Source organism: Caballeronia jiangsuensis, assembly GCF_046030135.1.
Classification (GTDB): Bacteria; Pseudomonadota; Gammaproteobacteria; order Burkholderiales; family Burkholderiaceae; genus Caballeronia; species Caballeronia jiangsuensis.
In genome coordinates, this window is the sequence record NZ_JAQQDB010000013.1 from 14,598 (window position 1) to 35,784 (window position 21,187).

Here is a 21,187-nt window from a genome sequence, read left to right on the forward strand (position 1 = left end):
CAAACGCGCGTTTGAGCGCAATTGCGGTGTCAGGAAGCCCGCTATTGTAGCGCGTCGCCGCGCGGGCCTGCCGAAAGCTTTCAGAATCCGCTGAGGAACGGCCTAGCTGTTTCTAAACACCCGTTTCCCTCGGCACGGTTCCGGTGGCGCGCGATTTGAAACTCGCGAGCGCGATGCCCGTCACGACACACGCGAGCGCGACGCCGTGCGCGAGCGTCGGCCGCTCGTCGAGGAAAGCGATGCCGTAGAGCGCCGCCGCCACCGGCAGCACGGCGCAGAACACGCCGGCGAGACTGCCGTCGACGTGGCGGATGCCTTTCATCCACAGCCAGAACGAGAAGATGCTGGCGGAGAGTCCATACCACAGGACGAGCGCCCACGTGTCCCAGGCGACGCTGGTCCAGTCGAACTGCGCGAGCGAAGCCGCCCCGACGGGCAGCATCAGCAGCAGACCGATGGCGTGTGTGTACGCGCAGATGTCGATGGCGGGCAAAGTCTGCGTGAGACGGCGCGACAGGATCACATAGAGCGATTCGCAGCACACCGCGCCGAGCACCATCAGATTGCCGGGCAAGGAGCTCGCGCCCGTGTCGCCGGCCTGAGCGACATTGATGACGAGCACGCCCGCGATCGCCAGTCCGATGGACGCGAACGCGCGTCCGCCCGGCTTCTCCTTCAGGAAGATCCACGCGAAGAGCGCGACCACGGCCGGAATCGTGCTCGTGATGACGCCCGCCGCGACCGCGCTCGTGCGCGCGACGCCGCCCAGCATCAGCAACGTGAAACCAAATGTGCCGAACAATGCCTGCAGGAAAAGATTGACCCACTCGCCGAGCGCGACGCGCTTCATCTTCGACCAGCGCAACAGCGGCCAGAGCACCGCGAGCGCGATCACGAAGCGCAGCAGCGCGAAGAGCGGAACGGGAACGGAAGCGACGATCGACTTGCCGATGCCGACGTTGCTTCCGACGAGCAGCATGGAGCCGATGAGTAATAGGGCGTAGCGATTCAAGCTGGATACCGCGTGGGTAGTTCAGTTACGATTGTGGGGACGCATTGTAGAAGCCGCGTGGACTCCGTGTATACCCCGTGCCCATTGGGCCGGCCACGTAAGAAGCGGGTAAGTTGAACGGCTTATCTTGAATTCAATGCAGGATGTCATGGGCGGCCGAATGTGCCCTGACATGCTTTTCGTGCCGCCCGGCACGGTTCAACGGAGACAAGGTTGGATACGGGAACGCCGCACGCTTCCCGCGTTCGAACCTCATAAACATGCGGCGCACGCAGCCCATTCAGCGATGCGCGCGCCGCCGGATTTTGGAAACACCATCAGGAGAGGTTGTCGATGTCTGCGATCGAATCGGTTCTTCAGGAAAAACGTGTGTTCCCGCCGTCAGCCAAGGCAACGTCGGGTGCGGCAATCTCCGGCATGGACGCCTACAAGGCGCTGGCAGCGGAAGCAGAGCGCGATTACGAAGGCTTCTGGGCACGCGTCGCACGCGAGACGCTCACCTGGCACAAGCCGTTCACCAAGGTGCTGGATGAATCGAAAGCGCCGTTCTATACGTGGTTCGAGGACGGCGAACTCAACGCGTCGTACAACTGTCTCGACCGTCACGTCGAAGCGGGCCGCGGCAACGATAACGCGATCATCTTCGAAGCCGACGACGGCACCGTCACCAACGTCACCTATCAGGATCTGCTCGAACGCGTCTCGCGCCTCGCCAATGCGCTCAGGAAGCGCGGCGTGAAGAAGGGCGACCGCGTCGTGATCTATCTGCCGATGTCGGTGGAAGGCGTCGTCGCGATGCAGGCGTGCGTGCGCATCGGCGCGACGCATTCGGTGGTGTTCGGCGGCTTCTCGTCGAAGTCGCTCAATGAACGTCTCGTCGATGTCGGCGCGGTCGCGCTCATCACTGCCGACGAGCAGATGCGCGGTGGCAAGGCGTTGCCGCTGAAGAGCATCGCCGATGAAGCGCTCGCGGCCGGCGGCTGCGAAAAAGTGAAGGACGTCATCGTGTATCGGCGCACGGGCGGCAAGGTCGCATGGACCGAAGGCCGCGACGTGTGGCTGCACGAGATCGTCGAAAACGAATCGGCGACGTGCGAGCCGGAGTGGGTGAGCGCGGAGCATCCGCTCTTCATCCTCTATACGTCGGGCTCGACGGGCAAGCCGAAGGGCGTGCAGCACAGCACGGCGGGCATCCTGCTGTGGTCTGCGCAGACGATGAAGTGGACCTTCGACATGAAGCCGGGCGACATCTTCTGGTGCACGGCGGACATCGGCTGGATCACGGGCCATAGCTATATCGCGTACGGGCCGCTCGCGATCGGCGCGACGCAAGTCATGTTCGAAGGCGTGCCGACGTATCCGCACGCGGGCCGCTTCTGGGAAATGATCGACCGCCACAAGGTCACGATTTTCTACACGGCGCCCACGGCCATCCGCTCGCTCATCAAGGTATCGGAAGCGGACGAGAAGGTGCATCCGAAGAGCTACGACCTGTCGACGCTGCGCATTCTCGGCACCGTCGGCGAGCCGATCAATCCGGAAGCGTGGATGTGGTATCACGAGAACGTCGGCAAGGGTCAATGCCCGATCGTCGATACGTGGTGGCAGACCGAGACCGGCGGCCACATGATCACGCCGCTGCCGGGCGCGACGCCGCTCGTGCCGGGTTCGTGCACGCTGCCGCTGCCGGGCATCATGGCCGCGATCGTCGATGAAACCGGTCAGGACGTGCCGAACGGGCAGGGCGGCATTCTGGTCGTCAAACGTCCGTGGCCGTCGATGTTGCGCAACGTGTGGGGCGATCCGAAGCGCTATCAGACGAGCTACTTCCCCGAGGAACTCGGCGGCAAGCTCTATCTCGCCGGCGACGGCGCGGTTCGCGACAAGGAAACCGGCTACTTCACGATCATGGGCCGTATCGACGACGTGCTGAACGTCTCCGGTCACCGTCTCGGCACGATGGAAATCGAGTCGGCGCTGGTCGCCAATCCGATGGTCGCGGAAGCGGCGGTCGTCGGCCGGCCGGACGATACGACGGGTGAAGCCGTGGTCGCGTTCGTCGTGCTGAAGCGCACGCGTCCGGAAGGCGACGAAGCGAAACAGATCGCGACCGAGCTGCGCAACTGGGTCGGCAAGGAAATCGGTCCGATCGCGAAGCCTAAGGACATCCGCTTCGGCGAGAATCTGCCGAAGACGCGCTCGGGCAAGATCATGCGCCGTCTCTTGCGCTCGCTCGCGAAGGGCGAGGAAATCACGCAGGACGTCTCGACGCTCGAGAATCCCGCGATCCTCGATCAGCTCGGCGAAGCGCGCTGATCCTGCGCCGGCCGCTGCCCGAAGCGGGCGCGGTCGATCCTTATTGCCGATGCCATGCGGTTTTGTTAAAAAGCCGCATGTCCGATTTCTCCAGCCCGACGCCCGCCTCACCGCCGCCCGTATCGGCGGCGATGGCGCGTGCGCATCGGCGCTACTGGCGCTTCAACCTCGCGCTGATCGCCGTGCTGATGACGATCGGCTTCATCGTCTCCTTCGGTCTGCCGCTTTTCGCGCAACGCTTCGAGCATGTGCGCGTCGCGGGCTTTCCGCTGCCGTTCTACTTCGGCGCGCAGGGCGCGATTCTCGTCTACGTCGCGCTGATCCTCGTCTATATCGTGCTGATGCAAGTCGCCGATGCGCGCCTTTTGCGTGCCGCCCGCTCGGAACAGGGCGACGAAGCATGAAGCTCACGAACCGGCTGATCCTTTACTACACGCTCTACACGCTCGGCTTTCTGCTTTTCATCTTTCTAATGGAGCGCATCGAGCGCACGACGGGGCCGGGCATGTGGATCGGCTACGTGTTTCTGTTCGTGCCGATCGCGGTGTATGCGGTGATCGGACTTTTGTCGCGCACATCCGATCTCGTCGAATACTACGTGGCGGGGCGGCGCGTGCCGTCCGCGTTCAATGGCATGGCGACCGCCGCCGACTGGCTTTCGGCCGCGTCGTTCATCGGTCTCGCGGGATCGATCTACGCGAGCGGCTACGATGGCCTCGCGTACGTGATGGGCTGGACGGGCGGCTACTGCCTCGTCGCTTTCCTGCTCGCGCCTTACGTGCGCAAGCTCGCGCGCTACACGATTCCCGATTTTCTCGGCACGCGCTTTTCCAGCAATCTGGTGCGCGCGCTCGCGGCCGTCGCGGCGATTCTCTGTTCGTTCGTGTATCTCGTCGCGCAGATTCAGGGCATCGGCCTGATCGCGTCGCGCTTCATCGGCATCGAGTTTTCGATCGGCATCTTTTGTGGGCTCGCGGGCATTCTCGTGTGCTCGTTTCTCGGCGGCATGCGCGCGGTGACATGGACGCAGGTCGCGCAATACATCATCCTCATCAGCGCGATGCTGATTCCCGTGTCGATGATCGCCCATCGCGAAGGGCTCGGCTGGTTTCCGCAATTCAACTATGGACGCGTGATGGAGCGCGTCGAAGCGCTCGAACGCGCGGTCGCCGTCTCGCCCGATGAAGCGCGCGTGCGCGCCGATTTTCAGCGTCAGGCCGCGCAGATTCAGCAGCGCATCGATGCGCTGCCGCGTTCGTTCCACGACGAGCACGCGCGCCTCGTCGCCGAGATCGCCGAATTGCGGCGGCACAACGGTCCGCTGCGCGAGATCAACGAGCGTGAGCGCGAGCTCGCGGCCTTTCCGCGCGATCCCGCCGATGCGCAAGCCAAATGGTCGCGCGAACGCGATGCATTGATTGAGCGCGTCGCCGCGCCCGTGCCGATGACCGAGGCGTTCGCGCCCGGCTCGTCCGGCGACGAGAGTCCGCGGCTGCATCAGGTGAACTTTTTGTCGCTGCTCCTGTGTTTGTCGATCGGCACGGCGAGCCTGCCGCACATTCTCACGCGCTATAACACGACGACGTCGGTGTCGTCCGCGCGGCGTTCGGTCGGCTGGACGCTGTTCTTCGTCGCGCTGTTCTATTTGACGGTGCCGGTGCTCGCGGTGCTCATCAAACACGAGATATTGACGGGACTCGTCGGTCATCGCTTCGCGGATCTGCCGCAGTGGGTCACGCAATGGCGGCGCGTGGAGCCGTATCTGATCCGCATCAGCGACGTGAACGGCGACGGCATCGTGCGCTGGGCCGGCATCCAGATGCAGCCGGACATGGTGGTGCTCGCGGCTCCCGAGATCGCCGGACTGCCGTATGTGATCTCCGGTCTGATCGCGGCGGGCGCGCTGGCTGCTGCGCTCTCGACGGCGGACGGCCTGCTGCTCACGATCGCCAATGCGTTGTCGCACGATGTGTACTACTGCATGGTCGATCGTCGCGCGTCCAGTCAGCGGCGCGTGACGATCTCCAAGATTCTGCTGCTCGGCGTCGCGTTGCTCGCGTCGTATGTGGCGTCGCTCAATGCGGGCAACATTCTGTTTCTCGTCGGCGCGGCGTTTTCTCTTGCGGCGTCGAGTCTCTTTCCGGCGCTCGTGCTCGGCGTGTTCTGGAAGCGGACGACACAGCGCGGCGTCGTCGCGGGGATGATCGCGGGGCTCGTCGTGTGCGTGTATTACATCGTGTCGACGTATCCGTTCTTCGTGCAACTGACGGGCTTCGCGGGGCCGCGCTGGTTCGGCATCGAGCCGATCAGCTCGGGCGTGTTCGGTGTGCCGGCGGGCTTCGCGGTGGCGATCGCAGTGAGCCTTGTCGATCGCAAACCGGATGCGTACACGCGGGCGCTCGTCGATTACATTCGTCATCCGTAGGGGCTGGCGCACACGCGGGAAGTTGGTATAATCGCGGTCTTCCGGAGAGATGGATGAGTGGTTTAAGTCGCACGCCTGGAAAGCGTGTATAGGGTAAAACCTATCGGGGGTTCGAATCCCCCTCTCTCCGCCAGAATCTCAAGCCCTTGATCTTCAAGGGCTTTTTTATGCGCGATTGATATTCGATGTTGCGCATTGTCGATTGGCGTGGCGACGAAACGTCGAGCGCCGCCGTTTCGATGATCGTCTGATTTCGACTTCAGAACCCCGCGCACTTTCATCATTTTCCTAAGCCGTCACCGCCGTCGCGAACCGGGTTCATCGACGATTCACGCAGTCAAAATTTCGGATAACTATATAAAACCGACCGCGCAAGATTCGCAGCACGGCAAGCGCGCGAGTGAAGAAAAGGGGAAAGGCAGGAAGGGATGTCGTAAGAGTAGTGGGCGCCGGTATGGCTGCGCCTCTAATAATGCTCGATGAACTCTCGCACATGGCAGGGCGCAGCGGCCCATGCAACCCACCTCTTACGACATTCAGAAGGATAGTCGATACGCGCCAGAAAGGAATCGGATAAGTCGCGTTATGCGAGCGATAAACCTTTCAATTTCAAGATCGCTCAATGGCGTACCGGCTTTCGGGCGAACCCGGCGATAGGATCGTCGTCCGCCGTGGTGACCGCGGTCTGAACCGGTGCCTTATGCGCCGCCTTCCTGGTTTTCTGCGGTGCAGCAGACTTTGGCTGAGTGTGAGCGATCTCCGCGCTCGACATCCACTGCTCTATGTATCTCGCGCAGGCGGGCGAGGCGCTCGAAAAGAGCGCAACGGTGACCGTCGTCAGAATAACGCTGGGTGTTCGCATGGTTGTGATGTAGTTCTGGAACGATAAGGCACCGCGAAACGATGTCATTCGCGGCATGGAGCGAGATGGAAAAGCTCAGTGAAAGGAGAGAATCATCTGGGCGGTCAGATTCTGGATGTCGCGGCGCATCGATCCGGGATATGCGCAGATCTGTTCGAAACCAAGGCGAGCGCGACTCGCGCAATGCTCGCTGATCTGCACCGATTGCGAGAGCGTCGCGTAGCCGTTCGCATCGACAGAAATCTGCAGTTCCTTCATTTTTCAGGCTCTTGTAAAAACAGAAGGTCCGCATTTAAGCCGCTCAAGCATTAAAAAACGCTCGGACAAATCCGATTACCTCGGCACGCGACGATCCTTTACCTTCGGATGCGCTCGCTCACGCAAAAAGCCGCACGAACGCGCGCCAGAACGCGCTCCAGCGACCCTGCGTGACCGTGCGCGACGCGTCCATGTCGCGCTGCCAGGTTGCGTTTTCCTGATCGTCGCGCGCCCGCGTGACAAGTGTCCCGAAGTACATGGCGAATCCTCTCTGCGGATATCGATGACGGAAGGCGTCGCTGTGAGCGGCAGCCATGCGTTCAGGATGCCTGTGCGACCGCAGTCGCAACACCCGGATGACGGCTGCCAACCGAAGGAGGGAGCGCAGATGGACGAAAGGAGGGACCGGCTTGCGCGCGCGTCAGACGGAATGAGGCAGCGAGCGCAGACGCTTGAGCGCCGCGCGCGATTCGTCGCGGGCCGTCTTGTCGAGCCAGCGCGCCGCTTCGTCGATGGCGTCCTTGTCGTTCAGCGCCCGCGCGACACGTCGCAGGACCGCCTCGCTCGCGAGCACGTCGTGGAGTCGCACGAGCGCGGACTGTGCCGCGAGCAGATGCGTCATCGTGTGCCGATGCCCGCGTTCCAGCACCGGCGCGAACATTTCGAGCAGGCACTGCAGTTTCGTCGCCGCTTCCTCGATGCTGCGCAAGGTCTTCGCATCCACGCGCTTCATCTTCGACGCCCGATGTTCCCGCTTGCTGAGCATGTCATCGGCGAGCGAGACGCGCTGGCGCGCGAACTCTTCCAGCGTGCGATCCTCGCCGCGCGCCTCGAGACGCCGCCGCGCATCCGCGAGCGCGCGACGCAGCAATACATCGACGTGCGCCTTGCGCAGCGTGACGCAACTCATCGCCGATGCGTCGCGACGCTCCAGCCGCAGCGTGCGCACGACCGGCCCGAGGCGCATGCAATCCTCGTTGGCATGCGAGAGGAGATCGCACGCCGCATCGAGTTCATGCGGCTCGCCCGCGATGTCCGCGAGACGTTTGAAGCGCTTGCGCACCACGCGCGCTTCCTTCTCGTCGAGCAGCGGTTCGAACGCCCACCATATTGCGCGCAGCCGGCTCAGCGTCGAACGCAGCCGTTCCAGCAGTTCGATGTCGGTACGCTCGGCCATCAGTTCCGTCTGCTGGAATGCTTCGCTTGCGAGCGGGGCGGTCAGCATGATGAAAGCATCGGCGACGGGCTGATCGCGAAGGGCGTACGGATCGGACACGCGCGCGCGTGACTCGCCGGAGTAAGGGCTGAGCGAACCGCTCAGGCTCTTGCGAACAAGCGCTGGGTCGAAGTTCAGTGTCATCGTCTCTCGGTATGCACTTATATCGCACGACGCTTCTTTTATATTTCGGTTTCGTTCGTGCGCCGGCAGTTTTCGCCGTCATTCGGTGGGCGTGCTGGCCGGAAACATAGACATGCAGAATGTCACTCGTATGACAGCGCGGACTTTTCCCGATGAAATCGTTCTCGCGGCGACGGCACGGCTCTCGCCTGCGCATGGCGAAAGTTTTACGCGAGGTGTTGACACAAAAGATTCACAGTCGGCAAGGTCGGCCGAACGTATGCTTTGCACCGCTACGGTAAACGCGCGAGGCGATCATGCCGGATGTTGCATTTCCCCAGCAAGGCGGCGTGAGCGAACGCGCGCGCCGCACCAGTCTCCTCGTTTTCCTCTTCATTCTCATCGGCGGCGTCGGTTATGTCGGATTGCATCTGGCGACCGATCTCGAGTCCGTCCGGATGAGTTCCGCACTACCTTACTTTCTGCTTGGCGTCGCGCTTCTGATCGCGCTCGGATTCGAGTTCGTCAACGGCTTTCACGACACCGCCAACGCCGTCGCAACCGTCATCTATACGCACTCGCTGACACCGAACATCGCGGTGGTCTGGTCGGGTACGTGGAATTTCATCGGCGTGCTCGTTTCGAGCGGCGCGGTCGCGTTCGGCATCCTGCAACTGCTGCCCGTCGAACTCATTCTCCAGGTCGGCAGCAGCGCGGGCTTCGCGATGGTCTTCGCACTGCTCATCGCCGCCATCATCTGGAATCTCGCGACGTGGTATTTCGGCCTGCCGTCGTCGAGCTCGCATACGCTGATCGGATCGATCATCGGCGTGGGACTGATGAATCAACTGATGCGCGGGCCGAACGGCACGAGCGGCGTCGACTGGTCGCAGGCCGCCGGCGTCGGCAAGTCGCTGCTGTTTTCGCCGATCGTCGGCTTCGTCTGCTCCGCGCTGCTGCTGCTCGCTCTGAAAGCGCTCGTGCGCGTGCCGGCGCTCTACAAGGAGCCGAAGAAGAATCATCCGCCGCCATTCTGGATTCGCGCGTTGCTGATTCTGACGTGCACGGGCGTGTCGTTCGCGCACGGCTCGAACGACGGGCAGAAAGGCATGGGCCTCATCATGCTGATTCTGATTGGCACGGTGCCCACGGCTTACGCGCTCAACAAGGCGGTGAGTCCTTCGGAGACGCAAAGCTTCGTCGCCGTGGCGCACGAGGCATCCGCGACCTTCGCGAAGTATCTGAACAACGCGCCGCCTTCCACCGATGCGCGCGAAGACACGCAGTCCTATGTCCGAACCCGCCAGCTTTCACCCGCGACCTTGCCCGCGGTGAAGCAACTGACCGACATCATCGCGAACCAGGTGAGCGCGTCGGGATCGCTCGCAGCGGTGCCGAAGGACATGGTCGATAACGTGCGCAACAACATGTACCTCGTTTCCGAAGCGATCCGGCTGATGGAGAAGGCGAACACGCCCGCGTTCGCGCCCGAAGATCGCAGCGTGATCGACAACTACAGGAAGCAGCTCGATCACGCGACGAAGTTCATTCCGACGTGGGTGAAGGTCGCGGTGGCGATCGCGCTCGGTCTCGGCACGATGGTCGGCTGGAAGCGCATCGTCGTGACCGTGGGCGAGAAGATCGGCAAGCAGCATCTGACGTACGGGCAGGGCGCTTCGGCCGAACTGGTCGCGATGCTGACTATCGGCGCCGCCGATGCCTATGGCCTGCCGGTCTCGACGACGCATGTGTTGTCCTCGGGCGTCGCGGGGACGATGGCCGCCAACGGCTCGGGGCTGCAATGGAATACCGTGCGCAGCCTCGTGCTCGCATGGATATTGACCTTGCCGGCCTCGATCGCGCTGGCGGCCGCTCTCTACTGGGTCTTCCGAAATCTCTTCTGAGGCCCGGACGTTCAGGCGTTCGCGGGGCGGCCGGTCTTGACCGTTTCGAGCGCCTTGATTGCCTCGACGAGACGCTTCTCGGGCGCGGCGTCGAGCATCGCGAGCGCGGCGCGCAGCAGTTCGCTCTTCTTCACGCGCACGCCGTTTTTCTGGCACTTTTCCTTGAGCGTGGCGATCTTCGCGTAGTCCGACTTGGGCATCGTGAAGCTGTCGCGCACGACCTTTTCCTTCTTCACGCGCCTGGTTTTCGCGTCTGCCCTGGGCTGGCTCTCGACGGTCTTCGCGGTCTTCTTCGCAACAGCGGCGGCTTCGACCGAAGGCGTCTTCGCGGCTGGTTTCTTCGCGGTCTTCTTCGTCGTGGCCGGAGCCGCCGCCTTCGTCCGGGTCTTCGGCGTCGCGGCCGCCTTGGCTTGCGTCTTCTTGGCCACCTTGTCGTCGGCCTTCGCGGGGGCCTCGGCTTTGTCGGCGGCGCCCTTCGGGAAATGGAACGCCTTCTTGGTCGGCGCCTTGACTTGCGGTGTGCTCATCCGTTCTCTCCTCGCGTGTGTGGAGAAAACAGTATATACGGTTTATGCTCGTGCGGGCCGTGCGCGCGTTTCCCTAACGCCCGTCGCATCGACGTGACAGGCGCGCGGCGCGCGAGTTATCTACACGTTTGTCCACTGAAACTGTGGACAAGCCTACTTGCCGTGACCATGCGCGTGATCGTGATCGTCGCGATCATGGTCGTTGCGATCGGACCGGCAAGCCTTGTCGTCGCGGCCCTGTGCGCCGGGCAGACGTTGCGCGACATAGTCCGGCAGATCGGCGGCGTCGATCGCGAAGACGAAGAACTGATTCGGATTGTCGATGCCGTTCGGATGATTCGTGTCCTTCACGGTGCCGACGAAGTCGTTGTCGTTGGCGATGAAAAGCGTGTGCTTGAGCACGCCGCCGACGCGCACGTCCGGCCCGAACGCGAGGCTTTCGAGCTTCGCGGGAATCTCCGTCGATGCGATGCCGTGCGCGTTCAACACGCTGACGACGTCGAGAAAGAGCGTCTTCGCGAGCGCGTAGGGCGCAAGGCCGCTTTCGCCGCTCGTCTGGCTCACGTCTTGCGCGCCGGCGATATCGACGCGATACACGCGCTTGATCTTCGCGGTCGAGTCGTCGCCGAGTCCCTTGCCGTCGCGTTCGTCGAGCAGAAGCTCGTGATCGTTCACCGCGACGATGTCGCTGATCGTCGGATAGTTGGGCGCATCCGCCGTGCCCATGTTGGTGAGCGGATACGCGTATTGCGTGGTCTTGCCCGTGCGCAGATCGATGCGCAGGATGCGCGTATAGGCGCCGTTGGTGCCGCCGTCCTGCAGCAGCGGGCTTTGCATCACGCCGAAGAGCGTGTCGCCGTCGGGAGAGATCGCGACGCCTTCCATGCCCTTGTTCGCGACGCGGCCCGAGGTGTTCTCGCTGATCTCGTCGTTGCCGATCGGCGAGAGCGTCGTCACCGCGAACGACGCCGGCACGCGATAGGCCGCGATGCGCTCGCCCGTGCGCCGGTCGAATCGATAGATGTAGGGGCCGTACTCGTCGGAAATGAAGACGCTCGCGCCGTCGCGCGCCACGCGGATGCTTTCCGGATCGAAGCGGGCATCGCGCGGATAGGTGGACGGCTTCGTCGGCGTGAAGTTGTCCGAGCGGCCCGTGAAATAGTGCGTGTGATCCGACGCGTTCAGCGCGGGCGCGCCGTTGCCGACGTTTGCAGCAGCGCCGTCGCCATAGACGAGCGGTTCACGCGCGTGGAGCAGCGTCGTATCGACGAGCTTCGGATCGAGCGTGTAAGGCAGCTTGCCGCCTTGCGAGCCGGCTTCGAGGCGCAGGATCAGCGTCTGAAAGCGATTGATGTACGACGCGGTGTCGTCGATGGCCTTGTTGTACGAGATCGCGTTGGGGCCGCGGTCGGGCACGGCGACGAACGTGTCGCAGCCGGCATACGCGAGGCCCGAGCCGAGTCCGCCGAGCAGATTGCCCGGCGCGCCGTTTTCGAGCGGGGCGGCGGTCGCTTTCGAGCGATCGGCGGCGTTGCCGCTCAACTGGCCGATCGCGATGAGATCGACGCCCGCCCACGCGGACGAACACGCGACAGTCAACGCGGACCACGCAAACGACAAGGCACATGCACGAGCGCGAACCATGAAGCTCTCCTTTCGATGGATGAAGCGAAGCGTGAGCGAGCCTAGCGGCCGAGTTCGCGCAGATAAGCCGCGCGGAACGCAAAGCCGGTGTTGGCGAAATCGGTGAACACGCCGTCGACGCCGAGCCTGAAGAACTGCAGATATTCGCCGGCCGGATCGCCGTTATAGCTGGCCGCGAGATACTTCTTCTCGTTGCGGAACGTGAAGACGTGCACGAAAAGCCCGGCCTTGTGCGCATCGCTGATGACGCTGGTCGGGGTTTGCGTCGCCGCCTGCGGGGTCGAGCCGGTGAACGGCGTGCCGTCGGGATTGGTGGCGGGGAAGGGCGTGATCCTGAGCGGCACGATTTGCGGCTTCCACGGGCCGATGCCATCCGCGTAGGTCTTGATCTGCGCGAGTCCCGAAGGCGTGAGCATCGCGTCGAACCAGCGCGGATCGCCAGCGACGGTCCAGTCGAACGGCCGGCTGTCGGTGATTTCGTTGTAGATCACCGCGCCGGTGCGGAAATCGATGTCGTAGCCGTCGATCAGTTGCACGACCTTCGTATTCAGGCCGTGCGTGCGCATGTACTGGAGACTGCCCGGCTCGAAGCTCTGCACGAACACGGGCGCGTTGCGGGTGTTGAGGCCGTTGTCGTTCAGAATCTTGATGAGCGCGTCTTCCAGCGGATGACTGCCCGGCGCGCCGCAGCCATTCGCGATCGCCTGGGCGTTGTTCCAGGTCGGGTTCTTCGTCTCCGGATACACAGCGATCGCGCGCCCGGTCGAGGCGCTCTTCGCCTTCGCAATATCGATGATCTGCTGAAACGTGAGTATCGGAAACTTGCCGTTGAACTCGGTGGGGCGCTCGTTCGCGGCGTCGTAGGTCGTGCCGCCGAGGAGCGTGCCGAGTTCGGCGGCGGTGAAGTCGGTGATCGACCAGTCGCCCGTGTGATCCTCGCCATCGACGACCAGCGATTTCAGCACCGACTTCGGATCGGCCGGGTTGGTCAGATCCGTGAGATACCGCGATGGTCCCGTGTCGGGCGTGGACTGCCACTTCACATCGACGAGCACGCCGGGCACGGTGCGCTTTCTCGCCGCCACCGACGGGTTCGTCTTCGCCACATCGGCGATATTGGTGTTATCGGAGAGCCACGGATTGTGCCGCGCGACGAGCACGCAATCCTTCGAAAGATGCAGGTCTTCTTCGAGCGCATCGGCGCCACTATCGGCGGCGAGTTCGTAGGATGGCTGCGTTTCTTCGGGGCGCAGGCCCGGCAATCCACGATGGCCGATGACAAGCGGCATCTGACCGTCGAGCGTGGAGAACGCGGTGGGTGTTGCGGCTGCAGGCGGAGGGGTTGAAGCGCCGTCGCCGTGACAGGCCGCGAGCGCGAATGAAAAAGCGAGCGCGGCGCGCGCCGCGATGGAATGCCTACGATGCGTTCGTGCAAGCTTCATTTCGCTTCCTGTCTGCTTCGAATTGTCCCCGCGCATTATTACGAGCGGCGAGTGACGTTTGTATGACTAAGGAAGCGCCCCTTTAACTGTACGAACTATCGGCTGACTGTGGCGATCGCGGGTTACGAAAAAACGCCGGCGCGCGGCCGGCGTCGTGGACGAAACCGTGGGAGTTACTGCTTGATCGTTCCGGTAGATTGAGAACCTTGCGACTGATTCGGCGACATGCCTTGCTCGCGCTGCTGCATGAGCGTGCCGCTGCCGGACGTGCCGGACTGTACGCCGCCTTGAGAGGCGTCGCCTGTTCGCGGAGCGGGCATCGGCTCGTTTTTGCCTGGCTGCATTTGCTGCTGGCGTTGCATCAACTGATCGCGCGACATTTCCTGCGAAAGTGCGACCGTGCTGGAGAGCGCGAGGAGCGCTCCGGCAATCATGATGGGGGTCTTCATGTTCGTCTCCTTGAAACCGGCGCAAGTCGCGCCGCTTACAGGGTTGTCAGCATCGAACGTGCCGCATTGATGCGAATTAGGACTGTCCTTATTTATGTCTGAAGCGACGATAAACGGTCGATAAACGGATAGCATATTCGGTAGGCGATCAAGAGCGCGACTATTACAATTCGCGATCCAAACAATCTCGAATTGCCTGAATCCGACTCAAAAGGGCTGAACGCCACGGAGTATTTCATGTCGATCTCACTGAACGATTTATTGGTATGGCGCGATCGTTCGCTCGAAGAGTCGGGCGAAGAAGCGCACATGCTGCAAACACTAATCGCGCGCCGGGAAGCGGAGATGCGCGCGAGCATCGCGGATTTGATCGCACTGGCCAGCCAGCGCGAAAACTGGAAACTGCAACGCTGTGCAGCGATTGCGCGGCGCGTCGAGCAAGCGCCTGTGCAGCAACTCGAATCAATTCACGAATTTTTTCAGAATCGCGCCAATGAAACGCAGCGAGTCGAAACGCCTGCGGTACTGTCCGACTTCTTCGCCGATGACCAACAGGAACAGGATGCTCCGCGCGCGCCGGCGGAGATGCCTCACGTGGCTAATATCGGCGTCGACGTGCCTGCGCCGATCGAAAATCTGCATGGCGTGATGCGCATGCTCGAATCGCGCGTCGCCAATACGCCGGGATACGCCTGCGGCGTACAGGGCATTAGAATCATGCGCATGGTCGCGCTGATGTCGAAAGCGCGCTCCGCCCAGATCGCGAAGATGAGAATCAGCGGGACACAAGCGTCTTATCGTCACTCCTGATGTTTCGATAATTTCAATCAGCGCGTTCTGATTTCGTCGCGTTATTTTTTGTGGAATGCGCTTACCGCATCGGCGTTTTTCGCTTCAGTTGAAACGTCGAACGTCTGGCCTATACTTGATTCGACAGCTTATTTGATCAAGAACCAATCCGACGTCGTTCGTCATGCAGAATAATCGCGTTCTGCATTCAGGAAATTCGAATAACGTATGTTGCGGTCCTGTTTTCCGCAATGTCACTGCATGATCGCTGATACTCAACAAGGATCAGCCAGGGAGCCATCGTGAAAAGCCTGCTGAGCAGAAGAGGGAGCTTGCTCGACAATGCACCAACGTTTCTGCGCCAAAAAGCGCACAATCCGGTCCGTTTCGTCGAGCCTGAAATTCACGCGCAAGATGAACCGGACGCCGACGAAGTCCCGGTAACGGCTTCTTCGACACGGGTAACGCCGCTGCGGCCCGCTGCGGTTCCGGTGCAGCAACCCTCCAAGCAGGGGCTGCAAGCCGCGCAACTCACAGAGGTCGATTGGCTCGTCCAGCAAGGCGTGCTCTCGACGTTTCGCACCTTTCAGAGCTTCGGCTATTCCGCAAGTCTGCTGTTCTATCCGCGCGATCTTGTCTACTACGCGGTCCTGTATCACGAGGGCGCGATCTGGCGCGTGCTCAAGGCGGGCGACATCAGCGCAGCCGAGCCGGCATTCCGACATTACGTCGAACAGGCGATGCGCCTCGCCGACGCCGAAATGCGGCGCGCGCATCTCGAGGCGCAGAACGAACAGTTTTCGCGTCTCATCGCGGAATCGGAAGCGCAGATCGAGCGCGTGCGTGTCGACCTCGGTCGAGGCAGTGATCAGGATCAGGAGGTCGCGCTGAAACAGCAGGAAGTACGCAAGGCACTCGCGCAACTGGAAGGGCGTCGCGCCGCCTCGCAGGCGCAACTGAACAAATTGCGCCGCCAGCTTCATCAGCTCGAATCGACAGTGAACGAGAGCGTGCCGCACTTGCCGACCGTGCGATGAAGTCCACATCTATTCGTCCGAAGAAAACTTTCCGATCTCGCGTAGAATCGCCCCTTCGGGCAGCTAGTCGATTTTTTCGGCATACTTCGCACCGAACTTCGCAATATATGTGCTGAGCCCGCGTCCTGCGCGGGCGAGCTGCTTCATTTCCTCTACACGCGCGCGACCGGGCACGCGATAGTCATACAAGTATGTCCCGCCGCTGACAAAGCGCACCTTGATGCCATCGCGCAGGATGTCGAAGGCTTCGACCCCGGAGTTGCCGGCAAGATTTCGGTAGGGTTGCATGGTGCGTTCAAGCTCGAAAATGCGCAAACGATTGCGTGTTCGAAGCTGGCCTAAAGTTTTGTCGGCCGGGACCGTTAAGGGTGTCATGGATAAAGATCAATTCCCGTTCCTCGACTCGGACGACCCGCACTTTCAGCACGCACGCGCGCTGAGCCTTTCGGTCGGAGCGATCCGACGTGCACAGGGCAAGTGCAGTCCGAACGACTTCCCGGTCGGCTCGCTCGAATGGCACTTCGCCATCGAGGATTTCGCAGGCGATGTCCTTCGCGCGCTGATGGGCGAAACGGAAAACACCGACGTTCAAGTCGGCGAGCGTCGCCGCGACTGATCGCTCGCACGCGCTTCGCCGCATCCTGGCCGCCGTTCGGCGGCAATCTCCTTTTGTTTATAGCTTCACGCCGCCCGCTTCGGGCGCATCCACGCCGCCTGGCGGGATCGCGCCGCTCGGGCTGACGTCGCTCGCGCGATCGCTCGACCAGTAGGGCTCGCGTCCGTAATGCTGATGCACGGTGCTCGCCCAGACGCGGTCCGCCATCGACGGCCACGAATCCTTGTCGAAGCCCGGCGAGTTGCGCACCTGCTCGGCGGTCGCGTCGAGCCTGAAGCAGCGGTTGTCAGTATCGAGCGTGAGGGCGCTCCACGGCACGGCCAGCAGCTTATCGCCGATGCCGAGAAAGCCGCCGCTCGACAGCACTGCATACGCGACGCGTCCGCTCGTCACGTCGAGCATGATTTCCTTTAGCGAGCCGACGTCATGGCCGTCGCTGCTCATCACCGAATTGCCGTCGAGCGTGCTCGCCGCCATGACATCGGGTCCTGGGCCCGCGGCCGTCGCCGCGCCCTTGCCAACGATCTTCGCGCCTGCCGAAGACGGCTCCGTCGATTCAATCATGATCCGCTCCCTGACTGGTTGTGGGGATGCGTTTCAATCAGCAACGGTCATACCATGACGCGTCACGGACGTCTGCTAAGCTCGGGATTCGTTCAATCCCGTCGACACCCATGATTGCTTTCGAGGAACTGCTTGCCGTTGCGTACAAGAGGGAGCGTGTGCTGAGCCGCCGGCTTGCCAAAGGCGCGGCGATTTCCGAACATGTGGCTCTCGTCAGGACTCTGGAAAAAGCGGCGGCAGGGCAATCCTTGCGCGATCTGGTCGATGCGCGCCGCGCCGCGCAAACCCGACACGCCGACGCGCTGCGATCGCGCGAACGCCGGCACGCCGAGCGTGCGAATCGCACGAAGCGCAATACCGAGATCGAAACTCACGGATGGCGCGGCTGGTTCGACGGCTCCGCGCTGCCGAATCCGGGCCGTCTTGGGATCGGCGGCGTGCTGTTCGGGCCGCTGGGAGAAACCGTCGAGATCAGCGTCACCGCGGGCATGGGCGACAGCAGCGCTGCGGAATATCTTGCGCTCATCGCCGTGCTCGAGGCGGCGGAGCGCGCAGGCGCCACGGACGCGGTGATCTACGGCGACAGCCGCGTCGTGATCGATGACGCCGGCGCGCTGGACGGCGCAGGCATCCGCTCACTCGCGCATCATGCCGCGCGCGTCCGTACGCTCATTGCGCGGATCGGTGATGTGCGGCTGCAATGGATCCCGCGTGCGCGCAACGTCCGCGCGGACGCCCTGTCGCGCGGGGCGCTCGATTCTGCGCGCGCGACGGTCGAAGCGGCCTGACGCGGCGCGCGCGAGCCATAAGGCATTCATAAGCCGCTGGGTTCAATAATCCCTTCGGTCATTTCAAATCGCGGACGTCCGCCGTCGGCGTGTCGCCGAATGCATCGCTCAACAGATAATCGACGACCTTTTGCGCCGACTGCTCGGGCGTTGCGAGCTGGCCATCGCGTTTGAGCGCGTCGAAGCGTTCACGCAACGGAAAGCGTTCGAGTTCCGTGCCGCGAATTTCGGCCTGCATCTCGGTATCGACGACGCCCGGCGCGACGCTGCAGATGCGCAGCGCGCGATCGCCGTCGAGCGCGACCGCGCGCGCGTGATGATCGAGCGCCGCCTTGGTCGCGCAGTAGATGCTCCAGCCGGGATACGCGTTGCGTGCAGCGCCGCTGGAAATATGGACGATGCGCGTATCCGTCGCTGGCGCGGTCGCCTGGACCACGGCCGCCGCGAGCATCAGCGGGGCGGCGACGTTCACGCTGACCGCCCGCGCGACGGCAGCCGGTTCCTGAACCGCGAGACTGCCGACCGGCGCCAGCATCCCGGCATTGTTGACGAGCAGCACGCGCGCCGCACCGGACACGAAGCCGGACAAGGCTTCGCCCGACAGCCATTCGGTGAGCTTCGTCAGATCGGCGAGATCCAGTTCGATTTCGTGCAAGCGGCCGGGATAGCGCGCGGCGAGTTCGTCGTTGCGCTTTCGGGAGATCGCGAGCACGTCGACGCCTTGCGCGAGCAGAAGCTCCGCGAGCGCGGCGCCGAGTCCGCGGGTGTGGCCAGTGAGGACGGCGCGAGTCTGATGGGACATGAGCGTGATCGGGTTGGTGGAAGTTGTCCCGATTCTACGGACAAGCGTGGCCGCGTGTCGGCTACGCCCAGTCTTGACGATCGCGCAACATGAAAACGTGCGGAAAACGGTCGTTCGTTGGTTCCAGGACACAGCAGCGAGCGGCGGCCTTTTTCTGACTGACAAACGGCTTCACAAAATTGACAATCTTCTTCAAACAAGAATCGCCGGAGCCTTCCATGCCGAACCGCGCCAAAGCGTCCCGAGCTGTGCCGTCGATTTCAGGGGCCGGCCATGCCGTTGCGCCCGACACGCGTTCGCTGACGTTTTCGATGGCGGTATGCGCGACGCTCATCGGCTTGCCGGCGGCAGCCTGGGCGCAAAGCTCGGTGCAGCTTTACGGCGAACTCGACGCTGGCCTTGCCTACACCAGCAACGTGGGCGGCCATTCGCAATATCGGCTGACGAGCGGCACCGTCGATGGCAGCTACTGGGGTTTGCAGGGCTCGGAGGATCTGGGCGGCGGCGCGCGCGCGATCTTTCGACTTGAGCGCGGCCTGTCGGTCGCGACGGGCGAAGGGCTCAACGATCATCCGGTGTATGTCGGCATCGGCTCGGATACGCTCGGGACGGTCACGTTCGGCCGCCAGTACGATTCGATTCATGATTATTTTCAGACGTTCACGCTCACCGGCAACACCGGCGGCACCGCGTTCGCACACGTGCTGGACAACGACAACGCCAATAACTCGTTTCTTGCCTCGAACTCCGTCAAGTACACCAGCGCGAACTACGGCGGCTTCAGCTTCGGCGGCCTCTACGCGTTCTCCAACGAAGCGGGCGCGTTTGCGGACAACCGCGCCTACAGCGTCGGGGCGAACTATGCGGCCGGCTCGTTCAATGCCGGCGCGGCTTACCTGCACAACAACGGGCGCGGCAACACGGCGGGTGGCGCCTACGACTCGCTCGCGCTTCCCGGCTCGGGCAATACGGTCTTCAACGCGAACGTGCAGCAGCAGAACACGTTCGGCGTCGGCGTGAGTTACGAGCTCGGCGAATTCACCCTCGGCGGCGCGTTTTCCCGAGCGATCAACTCCGGCGTCACCGACGCCGATAGCGGCAACCTCCTGCCGTCGCTCGCGCTCAACAACTACGAGATCAACGGCATCTACAAGCTGACGCCGGCCATCCAGTTGTCGGGGATGTACGTGTACACCAACGGCGGCGGCGCGCACTGGCACGAGGGCGCGCTGCAGGTCGACTATCTGCTCTCCAAGCGCACGGATGTCTATCTCGAATCGATCTATCAGCGCGCGTCGGCGGGCGCGCCGGCGGTGATCAACACCAACGATCCGTCGAGCGGGCGCAATCAACTGATGCTGGGCACGGGCATCCGTCATCGTTTCTGATACTTTTGAGGGCGTCGCGCGCGTGCTAATTTAGCGGTCTACTTTCCGCTGGCCAGCAGGTGTCACATGTCGCTCCAGACCTTCTCGATTTTTCTGCCCGCGTGCTTCGCCATCAACATGGCTTTCGGGCCGAACAACGTGCTGTCGCTGTCTAACGGCGCGCGCGATGGCGTGCGCGCATCGGTGCTGGCGTCGTCGGGACGGATCGTCGCGTTCGCGATCATGATTGCCATCGCGGGGCTGGGGCTCGGCGCGCTGCTGCTGGCGTCGCAGACGCTCTTTACCGCGATCAAGCTGGCCGGCGCGGCTTATCTCGTCTGGATCGGCGTGAAGCTGATACGCTCCGGCCCGTCGCTCGTCATCGAGGAGGAGGGCGTGGCGCGCGGCCCCGTGAGCCTCGCACGGCTCACCAAACAGGAATTCTGGGTCGCCGCGGGAAATCCGAAGGCGATACTCGTGTTCACGGCATTCTTTCCGCAATTCGTCGACCGCGGCGCGTACGCGACCAGCTTCGCGATTCTCGGCGCGACTTTCCTGCTGCTCGAACTGGTGGCGATCGTCATCTATGCCGCGTTGGGCGCGCGCCTGCGTTCGCTCTCGCGCGGCGCGCGCGGCTTCACCTGGTTCAATCGCGTGAGCGGGGCGCTCATGATCGGGTTCGGCGTGATGCTGGCTTTCGTCCGCCGGCCTGCGACCTGAACCCACGAATATCGATATCGCGTTAATCGCGCGGATTATTACATTGAGTCATGGGGAATGACGGCGCATTAAGTCTTTAGGGCTATCCCCGAGTGACCCGAAACACAAATGACAACAAAATGCGGCACTCGCGAATCGCAATAAGCTTGCGATTCGCTTAATTCAACTGACACGCACGGAAGCGATCCTTCTGCGCGTTCGAATCCGCAACGATCGCATTCTCGCCATACGCGAGATTTCGGTCAGGAAAATGGAAGTTCAATGAAAGTTCAAAGCTCTGCGCGCCCGGCGATGCTGCGTCGCGCGTCTGTCTCCCGCTCCTTCTC

22 protein-coding genes and 1 tRNA gene are annotated in these 21,187 nt (G+C 62.6%); 11 read left to right on the top strand and 12 right to left on the bottom strand.

Annotated features, from left to right (window positions below):
* Window positions 1–112 precede the first annotated feature (112 nt).
* Window positions 113–1,012: a DMT family transporter gene (locus tag PQR08_RS15445; protein ID WP_250483434.1), complete on the bottom strand. Its 900-nt coding sequence runs from the start codon at window positions 1,010–1,012 to the stop codon at window positions 113–115.
* 333 nt (window positions 1,013–1,345) lie between these two features.
* On the opposite strand from PQR08_RS15445, the gene acs reads away from it, so the two are divergent.
* The 4 genes from acs to PQR08_RS15465 all read left to right on the top strand — a co-directional run bounded on the left by acs (window position 1,346) and on the right by PQR08_RS15465 (window position 5,886).
* Window positions 1,346–3,328, top strand: coding sequence for an acetate--CoA ligase (gene acs / locus PQR08_RS15450; RefSeq protein ID WP_250483435.1), 1,983 nt, complete (start codon window positions 1,346–1,348; stop codon window positions 3,326–3,328).
* Between the two features lie 77 nt (window positions 3,329–3,405).
* A complete protein-coding gene (locus PQR08_RS15455; protein ID WP_187605008.1) occupies window positions 3,406–3,732 on the top strand; it encodes a DUF4212 domain-containing protein in 327 nt (108 codons plus the stop codon).
* Window positions 3,729–5,753, top strand: coding sequence for a sodium:solute symporter family protein (locus PQR08_RS15460; RefSeq protein WP_250483436.1), 2,025 nt, complete (start codon window positions 3,729–3,731; stop codon window positions 5,751–5,753). The genes PQR08_RS15455 and PQR08_RS15460 overlap by 4 nt, the downstream gene beginning before the upstream one ends.
* Before the next feature lie 43 nt (window positions 5,754–5,796).
* Window positions 5,797–5,886 (top strand) — tRNA-Ser (locus tag PQR08_RS15465).
* Window positions 5,887–6,690: 804 nt separating this feature from the next.
* Here the strand turns inward: PQR08_RS15465 and PQR08_RS15470 are convergent.
* From PQR08_RS15470 to PQR08_RS15480, 3 genes are all read right to left on the bottom strand, one after another.
* Window positions 6,691–6,873 (bottom strand): hypothetical protein, encoded by a 183-nt coding sequence (locus tag PQR08_RS15470; RefSeq protein ID WP_250483437.1) that lies wholly within the window; start codon window positions 6,871–6,873, stop codon window positions 6,691–6,693.
* A gap of 118 nt (window positions 6,874–6,991) precedes the next feature.
* Window positions 6,992–7,132 carry a hypothetical protein gene (locus tag PQR08_RS15475; protein ID WP_187605004.1) on the bottom strand — a complete coding sequence of 47 codons (141 nt, stop codon included), beginning with the start codon at window positions 7,130–7,132 and terminating at the stop codon, window positions 6,992–6,994.
* 162 nt (window positions 7,133–7,294) lie between these two features.
* A complete protein-coding gene (locus PQR08_RS15480) occupies window positions 7,295–8,233 on the bottom strand; it encodes a CHAD domain-containing protein (protein WP_250483438.1) in 939 nt (312 codons plus the stop codon).
* A gap of 296 nt (window positions 8,234–8,529) precedes the next feature.
* On the opposite strand from PQR08_RS15480, the gene PQR08_RS15485 reads away from it, so the two are divergent.
* Window positions 8,530–10,116, top strand: a complete 1,587-nt coding sequence (locus PQR08_RS15485; RefSeq protein ID WP_187605003.1) for an inorganic phosphate transporter — start codon at window positions 8,530–8,532, stop codon at window positions 10,114–10,116.
* An 11-nt stretch (window positions 10,117–10,127) separates the two neighbouring features.
* Here PQR08_RS15485 and PQR08_RS15490 read toward each other — a convergent pair whose 3' ends face one another.
* The 4 genes from PQR08_RS15490 to PQR08_RS15505 form a co-directional block, all read right to left on the bottom strand.
* A complete protein-coding gene (locus PQR08_RS15490) occupies window positions 10,128–10,643 on the bottom strand; it encodes a hypothetical protein (protein ID WP_250483439.1) in 516 nt (171 codons plus the stop codon).
* Between the two features lie 153 nt (window positions 10,644–10,796).
* The gene (locus PQR08_RS15495) at window positions 10,797–12,287 is read right to left on the bottom strand and encodes an esterase-like activity of phytase family protein (protein ID WP_250483440.1); all 1,491 of its coding nucleotides are present in this window, start codon (window positions 12,285–12,287) and stop codon (window positions 10,797–10,799) included.
* A 41-nt stretch (window positions 12,288–12,328) separates the two neighbouring features.
* Window positions 12,329–13,729 carry a glycerophosphodiester phosphodiesterase family protein gene (locus tag PQR08_RS15500; protein ID WP_250483441.1) on the bottom strand — a complete coding sequence of 467 codons (1,401 nt, stop codon included), beginning with the start codon at window positions 13,727–13,729 and terminating at the stop codon, window positions 12,329–12,331.
* A 173-nt stretch (window positions 13,730–13,902) separates the two neighbouring features.
* On the bottom strand, window positions 13,903–14,178 hold the full coding sequence (locus tag PQR08_RS15505; RefSeq protein ID WP_238210337.1) for a hypothetical protein: 276 nt from the start codon (window positions 14,176–14,178) through the stop codon (window positions 13,903–13,905).
* A 237-nt stretch (window positions 14,179–14,415) separates the two neighbouring features.
* On the opposite strand from PQR08_RS15505, the gene PQR08_RS15510 reads away from it, so the two are divergent.
* Window positions 14,416–14,988, top strand: a complete 573-nt coding sequence (locus tag PQR08_RS15510) for a hypothetical protein (protein ID WP_250483442.1) — start codon at window positions 14,416–14,418, stop codon at window positions 14,986–14,988.
* Between the two features lie 281 nt (window positions 14,989–15,269).
* Window positions 15,270–16,004 carry a DUF2968 domain-containing protein gene (locus PQR08_RS15515; protein ID WP_313761170.1) on the top strand — a complete coding sequence of 245 codons (735 nt, stop codon included), beginning with the start codon at window positions 15,270–15,272 and terminating at the stop codon, window positions 16,002–16,004.
* Window positions 16,005–16,067: 63 nt separating this feature from the next.
* On the opposite strand, the gene PQR08_RS15520 is transcribed toward PQR08_RS15515, so the two are convergent.
* Window positions 16,068–16,292 carry a hypothetical protein gene (locus tag PQR08_RS15520; protein WP_187605078.1) on the bottom strand — a complete coding sequence of 75 codons (225 nt, stop codon included), beginning with the start codon at window positions 16,290–16,292 and terminating at the stop codon, window positions 16,068–16,070.
* 19 nt (window positions 16,293–16,311) lie between these two features.
* Here PQR08_RS15520 and PQR08_RS15525 point away from each other — a divergent pair, with 19 nt between their 5' ends.
* Window positions 16,312–16,620 carry a hypothetical protein gene (locus PQR08_RS15525; RefSeq protein WP_408161737.1) on the top strand — a complete coding sequence of 103 codons (309 nt, stop codon included), beginning with the start codon at window positions 16,312–16,314 and terminating at the stop codon, window positions 16,618–16,620.
* A 57-nt stretch (window positions 16,621–16,677) separates the two neighbouring features.
* On the opposite strand, the gene PQR08_RS15530 is transcribed toward PQR08_RS15525, so the two are convergent.
* A complete protein-coding gene (locus PQR08_RS15530) occupies window positions 16,678–17,184 on the bottom strand; it encodes a PRC-barrel domain-containing protein (RefSeq protein ID WP_238210340.1) in 507 nt (168 codons plus the stop codon).
* A gap of 110 nt (window positions 17,185–17,294) precedes the next feature.
* Here PQR08_RS15530 and PQR08_RS15535 point away from each other — a divergent pair, with 110 nt between their 5' ends.
* Entirely contained in the window at window positions 17,295–17,972 is a 678-nt protein-coding gene (locus PQR08_RS15535; protein ID WP_250483444.1) for a ribonuclease HI family protein, read from the top strand.
* Window positions 17,973–18,030: 58 nt separating this feature from the next.
* Here PQR08_RS15535 and PQR08_RS15540 read toward each other — a convergent pair whose 3' ends face one another.
* Together PQR08_RS15540 and PQR08_RS15545 are read right to left on the bottom strand one after the other, a co-directional pair.
* Window positions 18,031–18,774: an SDR family oxidoreductase gene (locus PQR08_RS15540; RefSeq protein WP_250483445.1), complete on the bottom strand. Its 744-nt coding sequence runs from the start codon at window positions 18,772–18,774 to the stop codon at window positions 18,031–18,033.
* Window positions 18,775–18,835: 61 nt separating this feature from the next.
* A complete protein-coding gene (locus PQR08_RS15545) occupies window positions 18,836–19,108 on the bottom strand; it encodes a hypothetical protein (protein WP_250483446.1) in 273 nt (90 codons plus the stop codon).
* On the opposite strand from PQR08_RS15545, the gene PQR08_RS15550 reads away from it, so the two are divergent.
* Together PQR08_RS15550 and PQR08_RS15555 are read left to right on the top strand one after the other, a co-directional pair.
* The gene (locus PQR08_RS15550) at window positions 19,086–20,162 is read left to right on the top strand and encodes a porin (protein ID WP_250483447.1); all 1,077 of its coding nucleotides are present in this window, start codon (window positions 19,086–19,088) and stop codon (window positions 20,160–20,162) included. The genes PQR08_RS15545 and PQR08_RS15550 overlap by 23 nt on opposite strands.
* Window positions 20,163–20,228: 66 nt before the next feature.
* Window positions 20,229–20,861 carry a LysE family translocator gene (locus PQR08_RS15555; RefSeq protein WP_238288001.1) on the top strand — a complete coding sequence of 211 codons (633 nt, stop codon included), beginning with the start codon at window positions 20,229–20,231 and terminating at the stop codon, window positions 20,859–20,861.
* Window positions 20,862–21,187 lie beyond the last annotated feature (326 nt).